General features: G+C 55.0%; 15 protein-coding genes, 1 tRNA gene and 2 pseudogenes. All 18 read right to left on the bottom strand.

Annotation, left to right across the window (positions count from 1 at the left end; all coding sequences use genetic code 11):
* Positions 1–46: 46 nt before the first annotated feature.
* The 18 genes and pseudogenes from tuf to ACTG2B_RS01630 all read right to left on the bottom strand — a co-directional run bounded on the left by tuf (position 47) and on the right by ACTG2B_RS01630 (position 19,193).
* Positions 47–1,230, bottom strand: a pseudogene (gene tuf / locus ACTG2B_RS01715) (elongation factor Tu).
* A gap of 54 nt (positions 1,231–1,284) precedes the next feature.
* On the bottom strand, positions 1,285–3,390 hold the full coding sequence (fusA, locus tag ACTG2B_RS01710) for an elongation factor G (protein ID WP_021229318.1): 2,106 nt from the start codon (positions 3,388–3,390) through the stop codon (positions 1,285–1,287).
* A gap of 75 nt (positions 3,391–3,465) precedes the next feature.
* A complete protein-coding gene (rpsG, locus tag ACTG2B_RS01705; RefSeq protein WP_005339911.1) occupies positions 3,466–3,936 on the bottom strand; it encodes a 30S ribosomal protein S7 in 471 nt (156 codons plus the stop codon).
* A gap of 93 nt (positions 3,937–4,029) precedes the next feature.
* The gene (rpsL, locus tag ACTG2B_RS01700) at positions 4,030–4,404 is read right to left on the bottom strand and encodes a 30S ribosomal protein S12 (RefSeq protein ID WP_005306278.1); all 375 of its coding nucleotides are present in this window, start codon (positions 4,402–4,404) and stop codon (positions 4,030–4,032) included.
* Between the two features lie 182 nt (positions 4,405–4,586).
* A complete protein-coding gene (gene tusB / locus ACTG2B_RS01695) occupies positions 4,587–4,865 on the bottom strand; it encodes a sulfurtransferase complex subunit TusB (RefSeq protein ID WP_005339909.1) in 279 nt (92 codons plus the stop codon).
* A 7-nt stretch (positions 4,866–4,872) separates the two neighbouring features.
* A complete protein-coding gene (gene tusC / locus ACTG2B_RS01690) occupies positions 4,873–5,232 on the bottom strand; it encodes a sulfurtransferase complex subunit TusC (protein ID WP_368152836.1) in 360 nt (119 codons plus the stop codon).
* A gap of 8 nt (positions 5,233–5,240) precedes the next feature.
* Positions 5,241–5,633, bottom strand: coding sequence for a sulfurtransferase complex subunit TusD (gene tusD, locus ACTG2B_RS01685; protein WP_042054810.1), 393 nt, complete (start codon positions 5,631–5,633; stop codon positions 5,241–5,243).
* Between the two features lie 84 nt (positions 5,634–5,717).
* Positions 5,718–6,098 carry a RidA family protein gene (locus ACTG2B_RS01680; RefSeq protein WP_005339904.1) on the bottom strand — a complete coding sequence of 127 codons (381 nt, stop codon included), beginning with the start codon at positions 6,096–6,098 and terminating at the stop codon, positions 5,718–5,720.
* A 24-nt stretch (positions 6,099–6,122) separates the two neighbouring features.
* The gene (locus ACTG2B_RS01675; RefSeq protein WP_005339902.1) at positions 6,123–6,839 is read right to left on the bottom strand and encodes a helix-turn-helix transcriptional regulator; all 717 of its coding nucleotides are present in this window, start codon (positions 6,837–6,839) and stop codon (positions 6,123–6,125) included.
* A gap of 194 nt (positions 6,840–7,033) precedes the next feature.
* Positions 7,034–11,336: pseudogene (rpoC, locus tag ACTG2B_RS01670) on the bottom strand (DNA-directed RNA polymerase subunit beta').
* Between the two features lie 91 nt (positions 11,337–11,427).
* Positions 11,428–15,456: a DNA-directed RNA polymerase subunit beta gene (gene rpoB / locus ACTG2B_RS01665; RefSeq protein WP_005339897.1), complete on the bottom strand. Its 4,029-nt coding sequence runs from the start codon at positions 15,454–15,456 to the stop codon at positions 11,428–11,430.
* 224 nt (positions 15,457–15,680) lie between these two features.
* Positions 15,681–16,046, bottom strand: coding sequence for a 50S ribosomal protein L7/L12 (rplL, locus tag ACTG2B_RS01660; protein WP_005306304.1), 366 nt, complete (start codon positions 16,044–16,046; stop codon positions 15,681–15,683).
* 51 nt (positions 16,047–16,097) lie between these two features.
* Positions 16,098–16,598, bottom strand: coding sequence for a 50S ribosomal protein L10 (gene rplJ / locus ACTG2B_RS01655; RefSeq protein WP_005339895.1), 501 nt, complete (start codon positions 16,596–16,598; stop codon positions 16,098–16,100).
* Positions 16,599–16,854: 256 nt separating this feature from the next.
* Complete coding sequence (gene rplA, locus ACTG2B_RS01650; RefSeq protein WP_005339888.1) at positions 16,855–17,556, bottom strand: 50S ribosomal protein L1; 702 nt, start codon at positions 17,554–17,556, stop codon at positions 16,855–16,857.
* 4 nt (positions 17,557–17,560) lie between these two features.
* Positions 17,561–17,989, bottom strand: coding sequence for a 50S ribosomal protein L11 (rplK, locus tag ACTG2B_RS01645; RefSeq protein WP_005339887.1), 429 nt, complete (start codon positions 17,987–17,989; stop codon positions 17,561–17,563).
* 134 nt (positions 17,990–18,123) lie between these two features.
* Complete coding sequence (gene nusG / locus ACTG2B_RS01640; RefSeq protein ID WP_005306318.1) at positions 18,124–18,675, bottom strand: transcription termination/antitermination protein NusG; 552 nt, start codon at positions 18,673–18,675, stop codon at positions 18,124–18,126.
* Positions 18,676–18,684: 9 nt separating this feature from the next.
* Positions 18,685–19,056: a preprotein translocase subunit SecE gene (secE, locus tag ACTG2B_RS01635; RefSeq protein WP_005306322.1), complete on the bottom strand. Its 372-nt coding sequence runs from the start codon at positions 19,054–19,056 to the stop codon at positions 18,685–18,687.
* A 60-nt stretch (positions 19,057–19,116) separates the two neighbouring features.
* Positions 19,117–19,193: transfer RNA gene (locus tag ACTG2B_RS01630), tRNA-Trp, on the bottom strand.
* Positions 19,194–19,197 lie beyond the last annotated feature (4 nt).

Raw genomic sequence — 19,197 nt, 5'->3', positions numbered from 1 at the left:
GGGTGGCCGAGGCCACCCCTTTTCATGTCTGTATATAACGAATCGATTAGGCGATTACGCTAGCTACAACACCAGCACCTACGGTACGGCCACCTTCACGGATAGCGAAACGCAGACCGTCGTCCATTGCGATCGGAGCAATCAGGGTAACAACCATTTTGATGTTGTCGCCCGGCATTACCATCTCTACGCCTTCCGGCAGTTCGATGGTACCGGTCACGTCGGTAGTACGGAAGTAGAACTGCGGACGGTAGCCTTTGAAGAACGGGGTATGACGACCACCTTCTTCTTTGGACAGTACGTACACTTCAGATTCGAACTTGGTGTGCGGCTTGATAGAACCCGGCTTGGCCAGTACCTGACCACGCTCTACGTCTTCACGCTTAACACCACGCAGCAGCGCGCCGATGTTCTCGCCTGCACGACCTTCGTCCAGCAGCTTACGGAACATTTCAACACCGGTACAGGTGGTAGAAACGGTATCTTGATACCAACGATTTCTACAGTCTCACCTACTTTAACGATACCGCGCTCTACACGACCGGTAACTACGGTACCACGGCCAGCGATAGAGAATACGTCTTCGATAGGCATCAGGAACGGCTGGTCAATCGCGCGCTCCGGCTCCGGGATGTAGGTATCCAGGTGGCCAGCCAGCTCGATGATCTTCTCTTCCCACTGAGCGTCGCCTTCCAGCGCTTTCAGTGCGGAACCACGAACTACCGGCAGGTCATCACCCGGGAAGTCGTACTCGGTCAGCAGTTCACGAACTTCCATCTCAACCAGTTCGAGCAGCTCTTCGTCATCAACCATGTCACACTTGTTCATGAACACGATCATGTACGGAATACCAACCTGACGACCCAGCAGGATGTGCTCACGAGTCTGCGGCATCGGGCCGTCAGTCGCTGCTACTACCAGGATCGCGCCGTCCATCTGGGCAGCACCGGTGATCATGTTTTTAACGTAGTCGGCGTGACCCGGGCAATCTACGTGGGCGTAGTGACGGGTAGCGGTGTCGTATTCTACGTGGGAGGTGTTGATGGTGATACCACGCTCACGCTCTTCCGGTGCCTTGTCGATCTGGTCAAAGGCGAAAGCTTTACCACCGAAGTGCTTGGCCAGCACGTTGGTGATAGCTGCAGTCAGGGTGGTTTTACCGTGGTCAACGTGGCCGATGGTGCCGACGTTTACGTGCGGTTTATTACGCTCAAATTTTTCTTTAGACACGACGTAGTCCTTCTAGGTTAAACCCGCCTACCGTCGTAGGCGGGGAATCTTAAATTACTTGGATTTGCGCTCTTCGATCACGGCTTGTGCAACGTTGGTCGGTGCATCGTGATACTTGGCGAATTCCATGGCGTAGGAAGCACGACCCTGGGTAGCGGAACGCAGTGCAGTTGCATAACCGAACATTTCGGCCAGCGGCACCAGAGCACGTACGATCTTGCCGGACGGGCCATCTTCCATACCTTCGATCAGGCCACGACGACGGTTCAGGTCACCGATAACGTCGCCCATGTAATCTTCCGGAGTTTCAACTTCTACTTTCATGATCGGTTCGAGCAGAACCGGGTTGGCTTTCATGAAGCCAGCCTTAAAGGCCATGGAAGCAGCGATTTTGAACGCCAGTTCGGAAGAGTCGACATCGTGGTAAGAACCGAAGTGCAGACGCACACCCAGATCCATAACCGGGTAACCAGCCAGCGGACCAGATTTGAGCTGCTCACGGATACCTTTATCAACACCCGGGATGAATTCACCAGGAATGACACCACCTTTGATGTCGTTGACGAATTCGTAGGCTTTGCCTTCTTCCAGCGGGTACATGTCGATAACAACATGACCGTATTGACCGCGACCACCAGACTGCTTGGCATGCTTGCCTTCGATGTCTTTAACGGTGGTACGGATGGTTTCACGGTAGGCAACCTGCGGCTTACCTACGTTGGCTTCAACCTTGAACTCGCGACGCATACGGTCAACGATGATGTCCAGGTGCAGCTCACCCATACCAGCGATGATGGTTTGACCTGACTCTTCGTCAGTCCATACGCGGAAGGACGGATCTTCCTGAGCCAGACGGCCCAGTGCCAGACCCATCTTCTCCTGGTCAGCCTTGGTTTTCGGCTCAACCGCGATAGAAATTACCGGCTCCGGGAATTCCATACGCTCGAGGATGATCGGTGCGTTCGGGTCACACAGGGTGTCACCAGTGGTCACGTCTTTCAGACCGATAGCAGCAGCGATGTCACCAGCGCGTACTTCTTTGATCTCTTCACGCTTGTTGGCATGCATCTGAACGATACGGCCAAAACGCTCGCGCTTGTCCTTGACGGAGTTCAGCACGGTGTCACCGGAGTTGATCACGCCAGAGTAGACACGGAAGAAGGTCAGGTTACCAACGAACGGGTCGGTAGCGATCTTGAACGCCAGAGCAGAGAACGGCTCGTCATCGGAAGCGTGACGCTCGTCTTTGGTCTCGCCGTCCATTTTCAGGCCGTCGATAGCAGCAACGTCGGTCGGAGCCGGCAGGTACTCGATCACGGCATCCAGCATTGCCTGTACGCCCTTGTTCTTGAACGCGGAGCCACAGGTTACCAGGATGATTTCGTTGTTCAGCACGCGCTGACGCAGAGCACCTTTGATCTCTTCCTCGGTCAGCTCTTCGCCGCCCAGGTATTTTTCCATCAGGTCTTCAGACGCTTCAGCAGCGGCTTCAACCAGATTCATACGCATTTCTTGCGCCTGTTCCAGCAACTCAGCCGGGACGTCTTCGTAATCGAAGGATACGCCCTGATCAGCTTCATTCCAGTTGATGGCTTTCATCTTGACCAGGTCAACAACGCCCTTGAAGTTCTCTTCAGAGCCGATGTTCAGCTGAAGGGGAACCGGAGTACCTTTCAGACGGGTCTTGATGTGCTCAACGCAGCGCAGGAAGTTGGCGCCGGTACGGTCCATCTTGTTGACGAACGCGATACGGGGAACCTTGTACTTGTTAGCCTGACGCCATACGGTTTCAGACTGTGGCTGTACGCCACCTACGGCACAGTACACCATCACGGCACCGTCCAGAACACGCATTGAACGCTCTACTTCGATAGTAAAGTCAACGTGGCCCGGGGTATCGATGATGTTGATACGGTGCGGTTGGAACTGTTTACCCATACCGGACCAGAAAGCGGTGGTCGCGGCGGAGGTGATGGTGATACCACGCTCTTGTTCCTGTTCCATCCAGTCCATGGTGGCAGCGCCATCGTGAACTTCACCGATCTTGTGACTTACACCGGTGTAAAACAGTACGCGCTCGGTAGTAGTAGTCTTACCGGCGTCAATGTGAGCGGAGATACCGATGTTACGATAACGCTCAATGGGGGTTGTACGAGCCATTGTCATCCTCTTACTAAGGCGCTTGTCCCTAGATAATTAAAGGTGCGCAGAGTCAAAAGACCCTGCGCAAGCGGATTACCAGCGGAAGTGAGCGAAGGCTTTGTTCGCTTCAGCCATACGGTGAACGTCTTCACGTTTCTTGACAGACGAACCCTTATTGTCAGCGGCATCCAGCAGCTCGCCAGCCAGACGCTGAGCCATTGATTTTTCACCACGTTTACGAGCGGCATCAACCAACCAGCGCATTGCCAGGGCATTGCGACGTACCGGACGAACTTCTACCGGCACCTGATAGGTTGCACCACCGACGCGACGAGATTTAACCTCGACCGCCGGACGAATGTTATCCAGAGCTTCTTCGAATACGGCCAGGTGCTCTTTGCCAGATTTGGTGGCAATGATGTCCAGGGCGCCATAAACAATGGCTTCTGCAACAGATTTCTTACCGTCAACCATTACTACGTTGACAAATTTAGCCAGCAGCTCTGATCCGAACTTGGGATCTGGCAGGATTTTACGCTGACCAACAACACGACGTCTTGGCATTTCAAATTCTCCGTAACTTCAGGGATTACCCAAAACTAGAAAGCTATCTAACTAGAAACGAATTAACGTTTGGCCTTACTTAACGGAGAACCATTAAGCTTTAGGACGCTTCACGCCATACTTGGAGCGAGCCTGCTTACGGTCTTTAACACCGGCACAGTCCAACGCACCACGAACGGTGTGATAACGAACACCTGGCAAGTCTTTTACACGACCGCCACGGATCAGAACAACAGAGTGCTCTTGCAGGTTGTGACCTTCACCACCGATGTAGGAGGTGACTTCGAAGCCGTTGGTCAGACGTACACGGCACACTTTACGCAGTGCAGAGTTAGGCTTCTTCGGGGTGGTGGTATATACACGAGTGCATACGCCACGCTTCTGAGGGCACGCTTCCAGCGCCGGCACGTTGCTTTTCACAACGAGCTTGATGCGTGGCTTGCGAACCAACTGGTTAATAGTTGCCATCAAAAGGCTCCTGATAATGACTTCATAAACGTGTGGAAAATCCTCCCCGCAGATACGGGGACGCGAAATTTTATGCCCTGTTGTCTGGGGAGTCAAGATTTATACAATTTGCGTCACAAAAGGGCAATTCGGATCCGTTTGATTTCACGACATCATCTTGAATTTTCTTGGAAATGTGCTTCTCAGCCACCCCAGGTGCGCGGGGAACCTTTTTGCGCAATCAGTGCCACCAGACCCGCCATATCGAGCACATTACCCACCCGATGCTGCAAACCGCGAGCTTGCAGATCTTCCTGCATCACATAAAGCGGGATACCCGCCAGCCGCGCGCTCCACTGGGGAGCCGATGCCGCAATCACGGCATCCTGCATCAGTACCAGCTCATCCTCGGGCTGAAGGTATGAGAGCGCCTCTGCCAGAGCCTGACTCTGAAAAGGGGAGTTCAATATCAGATGCAACATGGAGACCTCAAAAGCTGATGTGAGTCGAACATTGTGCCCAGCGCCGAGCCAGTTCCTGGCGCGGTAGACTCTCGACGGGGATCAGCAGATCATCCACAGTCACGCCACGCTCTGCCAGCGAGTCAGCACAAACATAGACCTCTTCGATGTCGTAGAGTTCCAGCATCTTGAAGGTAGGTGCGTAGTGGCGCTGTAAAATGGCGGCAGGCTGCTGCTCCTTGAGCAGTTGCAGCACACCGTCCCCAATCAGGAAGAGCGCCAGCTCATCGCTCATGGCCGAGGTGGCCAACAAGGCATCCAGTCCTTCCCGGCCGGCGGCATGGCCATGGGGGCCACGACTGCAGATAAAGGCGATTTTCTTGCTCATGACTCCCCCTAAAACTGAACCAGTCGATCGGCGGTGAGCGCCGCCTCGGCCAACTGGCCCAGACCGCTCAGACAAAATGGCGCTTGCAGATTGAAGTGTACCTGCCCTGCCCCCTTGGCTTCCTGTTCATCGAGCACACCGCGTCGCATGGCAGCGGCGACACAGACGTCGATACGGATCCCCTGCTCTGCTGCCAGCTCTCGCCACAGACGCACCAGGTCAGTCTCATCGGATGCAGGCAGATGCAAACCGTTGCCGTTGCAGACCCCGTCCTGATAGAAGAACAGGTGGGACAAGGTATGCCCCTGTGCCAACAGGGTGCGGGCAAAACGATAGGCTGTGCTGGCCGATTGGGTGCCATAGGCGGGCCCCGTGACCAGGATGGCAAAACTCAGACTCATAGCAGGACTCCTGTGCTGACCCGGTCCATTTTACGCCAAAAACAAAAAAGCCCCTGCCAGGAGGGGCTTGATTCAATCTGTTGATCAGAGATGGGCAATCGCCTCGACCTCGACCAGCACATCTTTCGGCAGACGGGCCACCTCCACGCAGGAGCGGGCTGGCGCCGCATCGCCAAAGTAGCGGGCATAGACCTGGTTGAAGGCAACGAAGTTGTTCATGTCGCTCAGGAAGCAGGTGGTTTTGACCACTTTGCTGGCATCGGCACCGGCAGCGTGCAACACAGCAACCAGGTTCTTCATCACCCGTTCGGCCTGCTCTTCGATGCCGCCAGCCACGATTTCCATGGTGGCAGGATCGAGCGGGATCTGCCCGGAGGTGAAGATCATCTCGCCAACCTTGGTAGCCTGAACATACGGACCAATCGCGGCAGGCGCCTTGTCGGTTGCAATCACTTCTTTAGCCATTCATCTATCCCCTTCTGGAATGAGTTACTCGTTCTCGTCTTCACCCTGCTTGCGCTGTCGGATGTAAAGATAAACGGTATGTTTTGAAATATTGAGTTTGTCCGCCACCAGATTGATCGAATCCTTGATATCGAAAATGCCCTTCTCGAACAGCTGGGTCACGATGAAGCGATTCTTGGCATTATTGGCCACGGTGGGATCGCGATTGATCTCGTCGATGGTGTTATCCACCGTCTGGGCAACCAGCTCTTCCACGCTGTTGGCGAAGGTCTCTGGTGACTGACGCGCCGCCTGCTGGGGCGTCGGGAAAAATTCGGCCACGAACTCGTGGAAAGGCGCATTGATGTGCAGATTGATGCAGATAAGCCCCACTACTTGCCGCTCGCTGTTGCGAATGGCGATGGTGCTCGACTTCATCAGCGCGCCGGTACGGCTGCGAGCGAAATAGCTCTGGGTGTAATCCTGGCCGGTGCTCTCGATGTCCTTGAGCATGCGCAGGGCGAGATCGGTGATGGGCGCCCCGAGGGTGCGTCCGGTATTGAAGCCGTTGGCGATCTTGATCACCGACTCGTGCAGATTTTCCAGGGAGTGGAGTACCACTTCACAATGCTTGCCGAACAGCTCGGCCAAGCCATCGATGAGCCCATCGTATGAGCGCAACAATTCCCTGTCTTCATCTGTAAAAGTGCGGCTGATCAGCTGTTCTTCGGGAAGCATGGCTTCCTCGATACCGACAGTCATGTTCTACCCCTGTAATAACCATTCAACTTTCCCGAGTTTTAAATTGCAGGGGAGTAAAGTCAACTTTTTTTGATTTTTTACTCTACAACTTTGCTCTGGATCATCCTGAAACCCGCGCTGCGTCTACCTTTGCCGAGGAATTGGCCAACAAAAAGGGCTCCTTGAAGGAGCCCTTTTTAATCACGGATGACGAGTTACTCTTCGTCGAAGCTACCGGCTGCGTTCAGCAGATCCGCCAGGTTCTGCTCCGCTTCATCAGCGGTCACCTGCGGGGTGCCAACAGCACGAGCTGCGGCAGCACGCTGGTTGATCCGGCTGTGGTGGTAGGCAAAGCCGGTACCAGCCGGGATCAGACGACCCACGATGACGTTCTCTTTCAGACCACGCAGTTCATCACGCTTGCCACCTACGGCGGCTTCGGTCAGAACGCGAGTGGTTTCCTGGAAGGAAGCCGCGGAGATGAAGGACTCGGTGCTCAGAGATGCCTTGGTAATACCCATCAGTACATGACGGTAGGTCGCAGGGGTCTTGCCCTCGGCAACCAGCTTACGGTTGGCAATCTTCACACGAGCCACTTCAACCTGTTCGCCTTCGATCAGATCGGTATCGCCAGCGCTCAGGATCTCGCACTTGCGCAGCATCTGACGAACGATGACTTCGATGTGCTTGTCGTTGATCTTAACGCCTTGCAGACGGTAAACGTCCTGCACTTCGTTGGCGATGTAGTTGGCTACCGGGCTGATACCGCGCAGACGCAGGATGTCGTGAGCAGACTCAGGACCGTCCGCCAGCACTTCACCCTTCTCAACTTTTTCACCTTCGAACACGTTCAGGTTACGCCACTTCGGAATCATCTCTTCGTAGACGTTGCCACCATCAGTCGGGGTGATGACCAGACGGCGTTTGCCCTTGGTCTCTTTCCCGAAAGAGATGGTACCGGAGATCTCGGCCAGAATTGCCGGTTCCTTCGGTTGACGAGCTTCGAACAGATCCGCAACGCGCGGCAGACCACCGGTGATGTCCTTGGTACCGCCGGACTCTTGCGGGATACGCGCTACCGCGTCACCCACGCCCACGTTGGCACCATCTTCCAGGTTCACGATCGCCTTGCCCGGCAGGAAGTACTGGGCGGCTACATCGGTACCCGGAATCATCACGTCTTTGCCGTTCAGGTCGACCAGTTTAACGGTCGGACGCATCTCTTTACCGGCGCTCGGACGCTCGTTGACGTCCAGAACAACGATAGAAGAGAGACCGGTCAGCTCGTCGGTCTGACGAGTGATGGTCACGCCATCGATCATGTGTTCGAACTGCAGGCGACCTGCCACTTCGGTGATGATCGGGTGGGTGTGCGGATCCCAGTTGGCAACGGTCTCGCCTGCGCTCACGGCCTGGCCGTCCTTCACTTCCAGCACGGAACCGTAAGGCAGCTTGTGGCTTTCCTTGGTACGGCCCATGTCGTCCATGATGGTCAGTTCGGTAGAACGTGAGGTGATAACCAGTTTGTCATCGCTGTTGTGAACGAACTTGGCGTTCTGCAGCTTGATGGTACCGGTGTTCTTGACCTGGATGCTGCTTTCAGCAGCGGCACGAGATGCAGCACCACCGATGTGGAAAGTACGCATCGTCAGCTGGGTACCCGGTTCACCGATGGACTGGGCGGCGATAACACCGACAGCCTCACCCTTGTTAACCAGGTGACCACGGGCCAGATCACGGCCGTAGCAGTGAGCACAGTTACCGAAGTCAGTTTCACAGGTGATGGCAGAACGTACCTTCACACGGTCAACGGAGTTGCGTTCCAGCAGGTCACACAGCTGCTCGTCGAGCAGGGTGTTGCGAGCAACCAGGATCTCGTCCTCGGTACCCGGCTTGATGACATCTTCTGCCACCACACGACCCAGCACGCGCTCACGCAGCGGCTCGACCACGTCGCCACCCTCGATCAGCGGAGTCATCCACAGACCGTCGGTAGTGCCGCAATCGTCCTCGGTGATCACCATATCTTGCGCCACGTCTACCAGACGACGAGTCAGGTAACCGGAGTTCGCAGTCTTCAGTGCGGTATCCGCCAGACCCTTACGAGCACCGTGGGTAGAGATAAAGTACTGCAGTACGTTCAGACCTTCGCGGAAGTTCGCGATGATCGGGGTCTCGATGATGGAGCCATCCGGCTTGGCCATCAGGCCACGCATACCGGCCAGCTGACGGATCTGGGCGGCGGAACCACGCGCACCAGAGTCGGCCATCATAAAGATGCTGTTGAACGAGGCCTGCTCTTCTTCTTCACCCAGCGAGTTGACGTTACGCTCTTTGGACAAGTTCTCCATCATGGCCTTGGAGACGCGCTCGTTGGCGCTGGCCCAGATATCGATAACCTTGTTGTAACGCTCACCCGCAGTCACCAGACCTGACAGGAACTGGTCCTGGATCTCGGCAACTTCGGCTTCGGCTGCCGCGATGATGTCTTTCTTGGCATCCGGGATGACCATGTCATCGATACCAACGGAAGCACCGGACAGGGCCGCGTAGTGGAAACCGGTATACATCAGCTGGTCAGCGAAGATAACGGTGTCCTTCAGGCCCTGCTTGCGATAGCAGGTGTTCAGCAGACGGGAGATGAGCTTTTTGCCCAGCGCCTTGTTGGATACGCACTTGATCCAGTTCTGCGGATTGGCATCCAGATCAGCCTGTTCTGCAGCAGTCAGCACCTTCGGCTCGTCGATCAGGGCGTATTCCATACCTTTCGGCAGGATCAGGCTCAGGATCGCACGACCAACGGTGGTGTTCTTCATCTCGGTGTGTTCACGCAGAGAACCGTCTTCCTGACGCAGGTATTCGGTAATGCGTACTTTCACACGAGCATGCAGATCGGCCAGACCGGCGCGATATACTTTCTCGGCTTCTTTCGGGCCGGCCAGCACCATACCTTCGCCTTTGGCGTTGATACGGGCACGGGTCATGTAGTACAGACCCAAGACCACGTCCTGAGAAGGAACGATGATCGGCTCACCGGAGGCAGGCGACAGGATGTTGTTGGTAGACATCATCAGCGCACGCGCTTCCAGCTGGGCTTCCAGGGTCAGCGGTACGTGGACCGCCATCTGGTCACCATCGAAGTCCGCGTTATACGCAGCACAAACCAGCGGGTGCAGCTGGATTGCCTTACCTTCGACCAGAGTCGGTTCGAATGCCTGGATACCCAGACGGTGCAGAGTCGGTGCACGGTTCAGCAGAACCGGGTGTTCGCGGATCACTTCGTCCAGGATATCCCAAACGACAGCTTCCTCGCGCTCCACCATCTTCTTGGCGGCCTTGATAGTGGTCGCCAGACCGCGGGTTTCCAGCTTGCCATAGATGAACGGCTTGAACAGTTCCAGCGCCATCTTCTTCGGCAGACCGCACTGATGCAGACGCAGAGTCGGGCCTACGGTGATAACGGAACGACCGGAGTAGTCGACACGCTTACCGAGCAGGTTCTGACGGAAACGACCCTGCTTACCCTTGATCATGTCAGCCAGGGATTTCAGCGGGCGCTTGTTGGAACCGGTGATGGCACGACCACGACGGCCGTTATCCAGCAGGGCATCGACGGACTCTTGCAGCATACGCTTTTCGTTGCGCACGATGATGTCCGGAGCAGCCATCCAGCAGACGCTTCAAGCGGTTGTTACGGTTGATCACGCGACGGTACAGATCGTTCAGATCGGAAGTCGCGAAACGGCCGCCGTCCAGCGGTACCAGCGGACGCAGGTCCGGCGGCAGCACAGGCAGCACTGTCATGATCATCCACTCCGGCTTGTTGCCGGACTGCAGGAAAGCTTCCATCAGCTTCAGACGCTTGGTGGTCTTCTTGCGCTTGGTCTCGGAGTTGGTTTGATCCAGCTCCTCACGCATGGTTTTGACTTCACCTTCCAGATCGATAGCGCGCAGCAATGCCAGGATTGCTTCGGCACCCATCTTGGCGTCAAATTCGTCGCCCCACTCTTCCAGCGCATCCAGGTACTGCTCTTCAGAGAGCATCTGGCTGCGTTCGAGGTTGGTCATGCCCGGCTCGATTACCACGAAAGATTCGAAGTAGAGCACACGCTCGATGTCGCGCAGGGTCATGTCCAGCAGCAGACCGATACGGGACGGCAGGGACTTCAGGAACCAGATGTGGGCAGTCGGGCTGGCCAGCTCGATGTGGCCCATACGCTCACGACGGACCTTGGTCTGGGTCACTTCAACGCCGCACTTCTCACAGATCACACCACGGTGTTTCAGGCGCTTGTACTTGCCGCACAGACACTCGTAGTCCTTCACCGGTCCGAAGATACGGGCGCAGAACAGACCATCACGCTCCGGCTTGAAAGTCCGGTAGTTGATGGTCTCAGGCTTTTTGACCTCACCGAATGACCAGGAGCGGATCATGTCAGGAGAGGCCAGACCGATCTTGATACTGTCAAACTCTTCGGTCTTGGTCTGAGCCTTCAAAAACTTGAGTAAGTCTTTCACGTGTTTCCCCTGTCAGGAGTCTAACCTCGGCGCCCCAGCTGCCAAAACAGCGGGGCGCCCACGTCAATTCTCGAACAATAAGAGCGAGCTCTTACTCTTCGTCCAGCTCGATGTTGATACCCAGAGAGCGGATTTCCTTCAGCAATACGTTGAAGGATTCGGGCATGCCCGGCTCCATACGGTGGTCGCCATCCACGATGTTCTTATACATCTTGGTACGGCCATTCACATCGTCAGACTTGACGGTCAGCATTTCCTGCAGGGTATATGCCGCACCGTAAGCCTCCAGGGCCCACACTTCCATCTCACCGAAACGCTGACCACCGAACTGAGCCTTACCACCCAGCGGCTGCTGGGTAACCAGGCTGTAAGAACCGGTAGAACGCGCGTGCATCTTGTCGTCGACCAGGTGGTTCAGCTTGAGCATGTACATGTAACCAACGGTTACTTTACGCTCGAAGCGGTTACCGGTACGGCCATCGAACAGATCAATCTGACCGGATTCCGGCAGATCGGCCAGCTTCAGCAGGGCTTTGATTTCGCGCTCTTTGGCACCATCAAACACTGGAGTAGCAACCGGCAGACCCTTACGCAGGTTACCCACCAGGGTACGTACGTCGTCGTCAGACAGTTCGGCGATGTTCACTTGCTGGGTGTCCTTCTCGCCCAGGTCATAGACCTGCTGCAGGAAGTTGCGCATCTCGTGCAGCTCGCGCTGCTCTTTGACCATGCGATCGATCTTCTCGCCGATACCCTTGGCCGCAAGGCCCAGGTGCACTTCGAGGATCTGACCGATGTTCATACGGGATGGTACGCCCAACGGGTTCAGTACGATGTCGACAGGACGGCCGAACTCGTCATGAGGCATATCCTCGACCGGACAGATCTTGGAGATAACACCCTTGTTACCGTGACGGCCCGCCATCTTGTCACCCGGCTGGATGCGACGCTTGACTGCCAGATAAACCTTGACGATTTTCAGTACGCCCGGCGCCAGATCATCACCCTGGATAATCTTGCGACGCTTGTTCTCGAATTTCTTGTCGAACTCGGCTTTCAGCTCAACGTGCTGTTCAGCGATCTGTTCCAGTTCGGTCTGCTTGCCTTCGTCTTCGATGGCCAGTTCAAACCACTTGGAGCGATCGAGCTTGTTCAGACGATCTTCGCTGTAACCGGCGGCCAGCAGCAGGTTGCGGGAACGGCCGAAAATGCCGTCTTCCAGGATCTTGAACTCTTCGGTCAAGTCCTTCTTCGCTTCCTTCAGCTGCATCTCTTCGATTTCTTTGGCGCGCTTGTCTTTTTCCACGCCATCGCGGGTAAAGACTTGCACGTCAACCACGGTACCGTACACACCGTTCGGTACACGCAGGGAGGAGTCCTTCACATCGGACGCCTTCTCACCGAAGATGGCGCGCAGCAGCTTCTCTTCCGGCGTCAGCTGGGTTTCACCTTTCGGGGTTACCTTACCGACCAGAATGTCGCCGCCCTTCACTTCGGCACCCACGTAGACGATACCGGACTCGTCCAGCTTGGACAGAGCGGCTTCACCCACGTTCGGGATGTCAGCAGTGATCTCTTCCGGACCCAGCTTGGTGTCACGGGAGATACAGGCCAGTTCCTGGATATGGATGGTGGTCAGGCGATCTTCCTGAACAACACGCTCGTTCACCAGGATCGAGTCTTCGAAGTTGTAACCGTTCCACGGCATGAACGCGACGCGCATGTTCTGACCCAGCGCCAGTTCACCTAGGTCGGTGGACGGGCCATCAGCCAGTACGTCGCCAGCCATCACCGGCTCACCCAACATCACGCAAGGACGCTGGTTGATACAGGTGTTCTGGTTGGAACGGGTGTATTTGGTCAGGTTGTAGATGTCGATACCGGCTTCGCCTGGCATCAGCTCATCTTCATTGACCTTCAGGACGATACGGGAGGCATCGACATAGTCGATTACGCCGCCACGCTTGGCCACTACGGTTACACCGGAGTCAACGGCCACAGCGCGTTCCATACCGGTACCTACCAGCGGCTTGTCAGCACGCAGAGTCGGTACAGCCTGACGTTGCATGTTTGAACCCATCAATGCGCGGTTCGCGTCATCGTGTTCCAGGAACGGGATCAGAGCCGCTGCTACAGATACGATCTGCTGCGGGCTCACGTCCATATACTGGATCTGGTCGGCGTTCATAAAGGTGGATTCACCTTTGTGACGGCACGGGATCAATTCATCTTTCAGACGGCCATCTTCGGTGGTCGCGGCGTTAGCCTGTGCGATCACGTACTTGCCTTCTTCAATAGCAGACAGGTAGTCCACTTCGTCGGTGATCACACCGTCAATGACCTTGCGGTACGGGGTCTCGAGGAAACCGTACTCGTTGGTACGAGAGTACACGGACAGAGAGTTGATCAGACCGATGTTCGGACCTTCAGGAGTCTCGATAGGGCACAGACGACCGTAGTGGGTCGGGTGTACGTCTCGGACTTCAAAGCCGGCACGCTCACGAGTCAAACCGCCCGGGCCCAGCGCGGAAATACGACGCTTGTGGGTCACTTCGGAGAGCGGGTTGTTCTGGTCCATAAACTGGGACAGCTGGCTGGAACCAAAGAACTCTTTTACTGCGGCGGAGATCGGCTTGGCATTGATCAGATCCTGCGGCATCAGGGTGTCCAGGTCGCCCAGGGAGAGACGCTCCTTGACCGCACGCTCGACACGCACCAGACCGACGCGGAACTGGTTTTCAGCCATTTCACCGACAGAACGGATACGACGGTTACCCAAGTGGTCGATATCGTCCACTTCGTCGTTACCGTTACGGATGTCGATCAGGCGCTTCATCACATCGACGATGTCGTCTTTGGTCAGTACACCTGCGCCAGTCTCGTCTTCACGACCCAGACGGCGGTTGAACTTCATCCGACCTACGGTAGACAGGTCGTAACGCTCGGCGGAGAAGAACAGGTTTTCGAACAGCTGTTCTGCAGCTTCGCGAGTAGGCGGCTCGCCCGGACGCATCATGCGATAGATCTCGACCAGCGCTTCCAAACGGTTGGAGCTGGAGTCGACACGCAGGGTCTCGGACATGTAGGCACCGTGATCCAGTTCGTTGGTGAACAGAACCTCGAAATGCTTGAAGCCGGCTTGGGACAGGTTGGCGATCGCTTCCAGGCTCAGCGCCTGGTTGGCGGTCACGACCATCTCACCAGTTTGCGGATGTGCGTAGTCCTTGGCAGCAACTTTGCCAACAACATACTCAACCGGTACCTCAATCTGGGTAACGGCGTCTTTTTCCAACTGACGGATGTGACGCGCAGTCACACGACGACCGGTCTCAACCACCACGGCGCCATTGGCCACGATGTCAAAGGTCGCAGTTTCACCACGCAGACGCTCCGGCACCAGATCCATCATCAACTTGCCATCTTTTACTTCAAAACCGATGGTCTCGAAGAAGGTGGCCAGGATTTGTTCGGAAGTGAAGTCCAGGGCGCGCAGAATAATGGATGCTGGCAGTTTGCGACGACGGTCGATACGGACAAACAGGTTGTCTTTCGCATCGAACTCGAAGTCCAGCCAGGAGCCACGGTAGGGGATAACGCGAGCGTTATACAGTACCTTACCGGATGAATGAGTTTTGCCTTTATCGTGGTCGAAGAAGACGCCCGGGCTGCGGTGCAGCTGGGAGACGATAACCCGCTCGGTACCATTGATAACAAAGGTGCCGTTCTCGGTCATGAGCGGAATTTCGCCCATGTATACTTCTTGTTCCTTGATGTCTTTGACGGTGCCGGCAGCTGCTTCACGGTCGTACAGAACCATACGAAGCTTGACACGCAGCGGCGCGGAGTAGGTCACTCCACGGATCTGGCATTCTTTTACGTCAAATACCGGCTCACCCAGGCGATAGCTGACATACTGAAGCTCAGCACTACCGGAGTAACTGGTGATCGGGAAAACGCTACGGAAAGCGGCCTCTAGGCCATATTCACCTTCCGGGTCAGCCTCGATGAACTGCTTGAAGGAGTCCAGCTGAATGGACAACAGATAAGGCGTGTCCAGTACCTGGTCTCGCTTACCGAAGTCCTTACGAATGCGTTTTTTTTCGGTATAAGAGTAAACCATAGGGTTCCTCAGCTCGCTGATAAGTGACCCACTCTGTCCCGCGGGACAGCTCTGTCTCAACACCGTTTTGTGTTGGCCCGGACGAAAGAAGACAGTCCGGATTGCTGGTGCACCGAGAGTCGTAAACGGTGTGAAATGCTCTCAGTCTACAGCGCAAAAAGGCTGGTGAACAAAAATTCACCAGCCCTAGCCTGTTTTATCAGGCTAATCTACATAAATGCAGATTATTTGATCTCAACAGAAGCACCGGCAGCTTCCAGCTCTTTCTTCAGAGCTTCAGCTTCGTCCTTGGACACGCCTTCCTTCAGGTTAGCCGGAGCAGCTTCTACCAGATCTTTGGCTTCTTTCAGGCCCAGACCGGTAGCGCCACGAACGGCTTTGATAACGGCAACTTTGTTGGCGCCAGCAGCAGTCAGAACTACGTCGAACTCGGTCTTCTCTTCTACTGCTTCAGCAGCAGCCGGGCCAGCCATTACGGCAGCAGCGGCAGAAACACCGAACTTCTCTTCCATAGCTTCGATCAGCTCAACAACTTCCATTACGGACATGGAAGCAACGGCTTCGATGATTTGGTCTTTAGTGATAGACATGACAAAAATTCCTGATGTTGAATAAACTCAAACAGCCTAGATAGGCGAGAATCAAGCAGCAGCTTGTTTCTGGTCGCGAACAGCAGCGATAGTACGAACCAGCTTGCCAGCAGAGGCTTCTTTCATAGTCGCCATCAACTTCGCAATTGCTTCTTCGTAAGTCGGCAGCGTGGCCAGACGATCAATTTGTGCTGCGGCGATAAACTCACCGTTAAAAGCGCCAGCCTTGATTTCGAACTTTTGGTTCGCTTTGGCAAACTCTTTGAACAGACGAGCAGCAGCGCCCGGGTGTTCGTTAGAGAAAGCAATCAAGGTAGGACCGGTAAATGCGTCGTTCAGGCACTCGTATTCGGTACCTTCTACCGCGCGACGCAGCAGGGTGTTACGCACAACGCGCATGTACACACCGGCTTCACGAGCGGTTTTACGCAGGACGGTCATCTTGTCTACAGTTACACCGCGAGAATCGGCAACAACTGCAGAAAGAGCGCCTTTGGCAGCTTCGTTGACTTCAGCAACAATTGCCTTTTTGTCTTCGAGTCCCAATGCCATTGGCTTAACTCCTGGATTGAATCCGGGTCTATTGACCCAGTACTGACACATCCCCCCTACCTTTACAACAGAGGGGAACGATGCGGTAGCAGGATTCCAGAAGAGAAAGAATCTTTCTCGCTGGGTTTCCGGCACCGTCTACGCAGGAAACATTAAGGCTTTGCAGCCTCCTGCGGTCTTGGACGGAGGTCGAAACCCCCAACCAATCAAGGCGCAAAATTATAGATTAAATTTTGCGCCTTGTAAAACCCATCAATTAGGCCTGAGCTTCCAGAGAAGCTTGGTCTACGGCAACACCGGCACCCATGGTGGTGGAGATGCTGACTTTCTTGATGAATTGACCTTTGGCGGAAGAGGGCTTGCCTTTTTTCAGGGCAACCAGCAGAGCTTCCAAGTTTTCTTTCAGCTGAACTTCGTTGAAAGAAACCTTACCCAGAGTGGTATGGATGATACCATTCTTGTCGTTACGGTAACGAACCTGACCAGCCTTGGCGTTCTTGACAGCTTCGGCAACGTTAGGAGTTACAGTACCAACTTTCGGGTTCGGCATCAGGCCGCGCGGGCCCAGGATTTGACCAAGTTGACCAACAACGCGCATGGCATCCGGGGATGCGATAACTACGTCGAAGTTCATCTCGCCTTTCTTAACCAGATCGGCCAGGTCATCCATACCTACCAGGTCAGCACCGGCAGCTTTTGCTGCTTCGGCGTTGGCACCTTGAGTAAATACGGCAACGCGTACATCACGACCGGTACCGTGCGGCAGTACAGTAGCACCACGTACGTTCTGGTCAGATTTACGAGCGTCGATACCCAGGTTGACAGCAACGTCAACGCTTTCAACGAACTTGGCGGTAGCCAGTTCTTTCAGCAGGGCAATGGCTTCGTTGATGGAGTACTCTTTTGTACCGTCAACTTTTTCGCGAATAACGCGCATACGCTTGGAAAGTTTAGCCATTGTCTTAATCCTCCACTACCAGACCCATGGAACGAGCGGAGCCTGCGATGCAACGTACTTTTGCATCCAGATCGGCACCAGTCATATCCGGCTCTTTGGTCTTGGCGATTTCTTGCAGCTGAGCAACGGTCACCTTACCAACCTTGTCTTTGTTCGGCTTGGAAGAACCAGACTTGATGCCAGCAGCTTTCTTCAGCAGGAAGGAAGCGGGTGGAGTCTTGGTTTCGAAGGTGAAGGAACGGTCGCTGTAAACGGTGATCACGACCGGAGTCGGTGAACCTTTTTCCAGCTTCTCTGTACGAGCGTTGAACGCCTTACAGAATTCCATGATGTTAACACCGTGTTGACCCAGTGCAGGACCAACGGGAGGAGACGGGTTGGCTGCACCAGCAGCAACCTGCAGCTTGATATAAGCTGTGACTTTCTTAGCCATTAGGAAATTACCTCAAATATGGGTTCTAGCGCCTCGGAGACTTGCTCCTGCAAACGGCTCCCCAACTAATAAAGGGGCAGCGAATTATAGAGATATTCGCTGCCCCTGACAACCGTTAAACGTACAGAATTCAATCAGCCCTTTTCGACCTGACCAAAATCCAGCTCAACAGGAGTAGAACGACCGAAGATCAGTACAGAGACCTTCACGCGGCTCTTCTCATAATCGACCTCTTCAACGGTACCGTTGAAGTCGGCAAACGGACCATCGGCAACCCGCACCATTTCGCCCGGTTCAAACAGGGTTTTCGGACGCGGCTTGTCGTGGGCATCCTGCAGACGGTTCAGGATGGCATCGGCCTCTTTGTCAGAGATCGGTGCCGGACGGTCGGAAGTACCGCCAATGAAGCCCATTACACGCGGTACGTTACGCACCAGGTGCCATGTGGTTTCATCCATGATCATCTGGACCAGGACATAACCCGGGAAAAACTTGCGCTCACTCTTGCGCTTCTGGCCAGCACGCATCTCGACCACTTCTTCGGTCGGGACCAGTACTTCACCGAACATGTCTTCCATGCCATGCATCTTGATATGTTCACGCAGGGACTTGGCTACACGGCCTTCATAGCCGGAAAAAGCCTGCACGACATACCATCTCATACGTTGTTCACGTTGTTCAGTCATGGCTTATCCTTACACACCGGTAATCAGGTTGACCAACCAGACCAAGGCACCGTCCAGAACGAACAGCAGCAGCCCCATCACGGCGGTCACCGCCAGCACAATCAGGGTTGTCTGAATGGCTTCCTGACGGGTCGGCCATACGACCTTGCGGACTTCCAGGCGAGACTCACGGGCGAATGCCAGTGTTGCCTTTCCCTTGGTGGTTTGCAGGGCTACTGCACCAGCAGCAGCAATGACAACGACCACACCCAGGGCGCGGACGGCAGCGACAACATCGTTGAGCAGGTAATTACCCACTACAGCGGCCGCCAGGATAATGAAAACCAGGCCCCAAAGCAGGGTATCCTTGCTTCCGCCCTGGCTCTCAGAACTAACACTCATACAACCCACCTGTATCTGACGTAACCAAAGACACAAAAGCCCCGTACGAGACGAGGTATATGGCAGGGGCGGCAGGACTCGAACCCGCAACCATCGGTTTTGGAGACCGCTGTTCTACCAATTCGAACTACGCCCCTACAC

This window comes from Aeromonas sp. 30P (genome assembly GCF_051919805.1).
GTDB classification, from domain to species: domain Bacteria; phylum Pseudomonadota; class Gammaproteobacteria; order Enterobacterales; family Aeromonadaceae; genus Aeromonas; species Aeromonas veronii.
This window is presented reverse-complemented; position numbering and strand designations above follow the sequence as displayed.

Bases quoted from the DNA above. Each gene is read 5' to 3' on its own strand.
- tusB (WP_005339909.1), bottom strand. From the start codon at position 4,865: ATGTTGCATCTGATATTGAACTCCCCTTTTCAGAGTCAGGCTCTGGCA.
- fusA (WP_021229318.1), bottom strand. From the start codon at position 3,390: ATGGCTCGTACAACCCCCATTGAGCGTTATCGTAACATCGGTATCTCC.
- secE (WP_005306322.1), bottom strand. From the start codon at position 19,056: ATGAGTGTTAGTTCTGAGAGCCAGGGCGGAAGCAAGGATACCCTGCTT.
- tusD (WP_042054810.1), bottom strand. From the start codon at position 5,633: ATGAGTCTGAGTTTTGCCATCCTGGTCACGGGGCCCGCCTATGGCACC.
- rplA (WP_005339888.1), bottom strand. From the start codon at position 17,556: ATGGCTAAACTTTCCAAGCGTATGCGCGTTATTCGCGAAAAAGTTGAC.
- rplK (WP_005339887.1), bottom strand. From the start codon at position 17,989: ATGGCTAAGAAAGTCACAGCTTATATCAAGCTGCAGGTTGCTGCTGGT.
- rpsL (WP_005306278.1), bottom strand. From the start codon at position 4,404: ATGGCAACTATTAACCAGTTGGTTCGCAAGCCACGCATCAAGCTCGTT.
- rpsG (WP_005339911.1), bottom strand. From the start codon at position 3,936: ATGCCAAGACGTCGTGTTGTTGGTCAGCGTAAAATCCTGCCAGATCCC.
- tusC (WP_368152836.1), bottom strand. From the start codon at position 5,232: ATGAGCAAGAAAATCGCCTTTATCTGCAGTCGTGGCCCCCATGGCCAT.
- ACTG2B_RS01680 (WP_005339904.1), bottom strand. From the start codon at position 6,098: ATGGCTAAAGAAGTGATTGCAACCGACAAGGCGCCTGCCGCGATTGGT.
- ACTG2B_RS01675 (WP_005339902.1), bottom strand. From the start codon at position 6,839: ATGACTGTCGGTATCGAGGAAGCCATGCTTCCCGAAGAACAGCTGATC.
- rplJ (WP_005339895.1), bottom strand. From the start codon at position 16,598: ATGGCATTGGGACTCGAAGACAAAAAGGCAATTGTTGCTGAAGTCAAC.
- rplL (WP_005306304.1), bottom strand. From the start codon at position 16,046: ATGTCTATCACTAAAGACCAAATCATCGAAGCCGTTGCTTCCATGTCC.
- nusG (WP_005306318.1), bottom strand. From the start codon at position 18,675: ATGACTGAACAACGTGAACAACGTATGAGATGGTATGTCGTGCAGGCT.
- rpoB (WP_005339897.1), bottom strand. From the start codon at position 15,456: ATGGTTTACTCTTATACCGAAAAAAAACGCATTCGTAAGGACTTCGGT.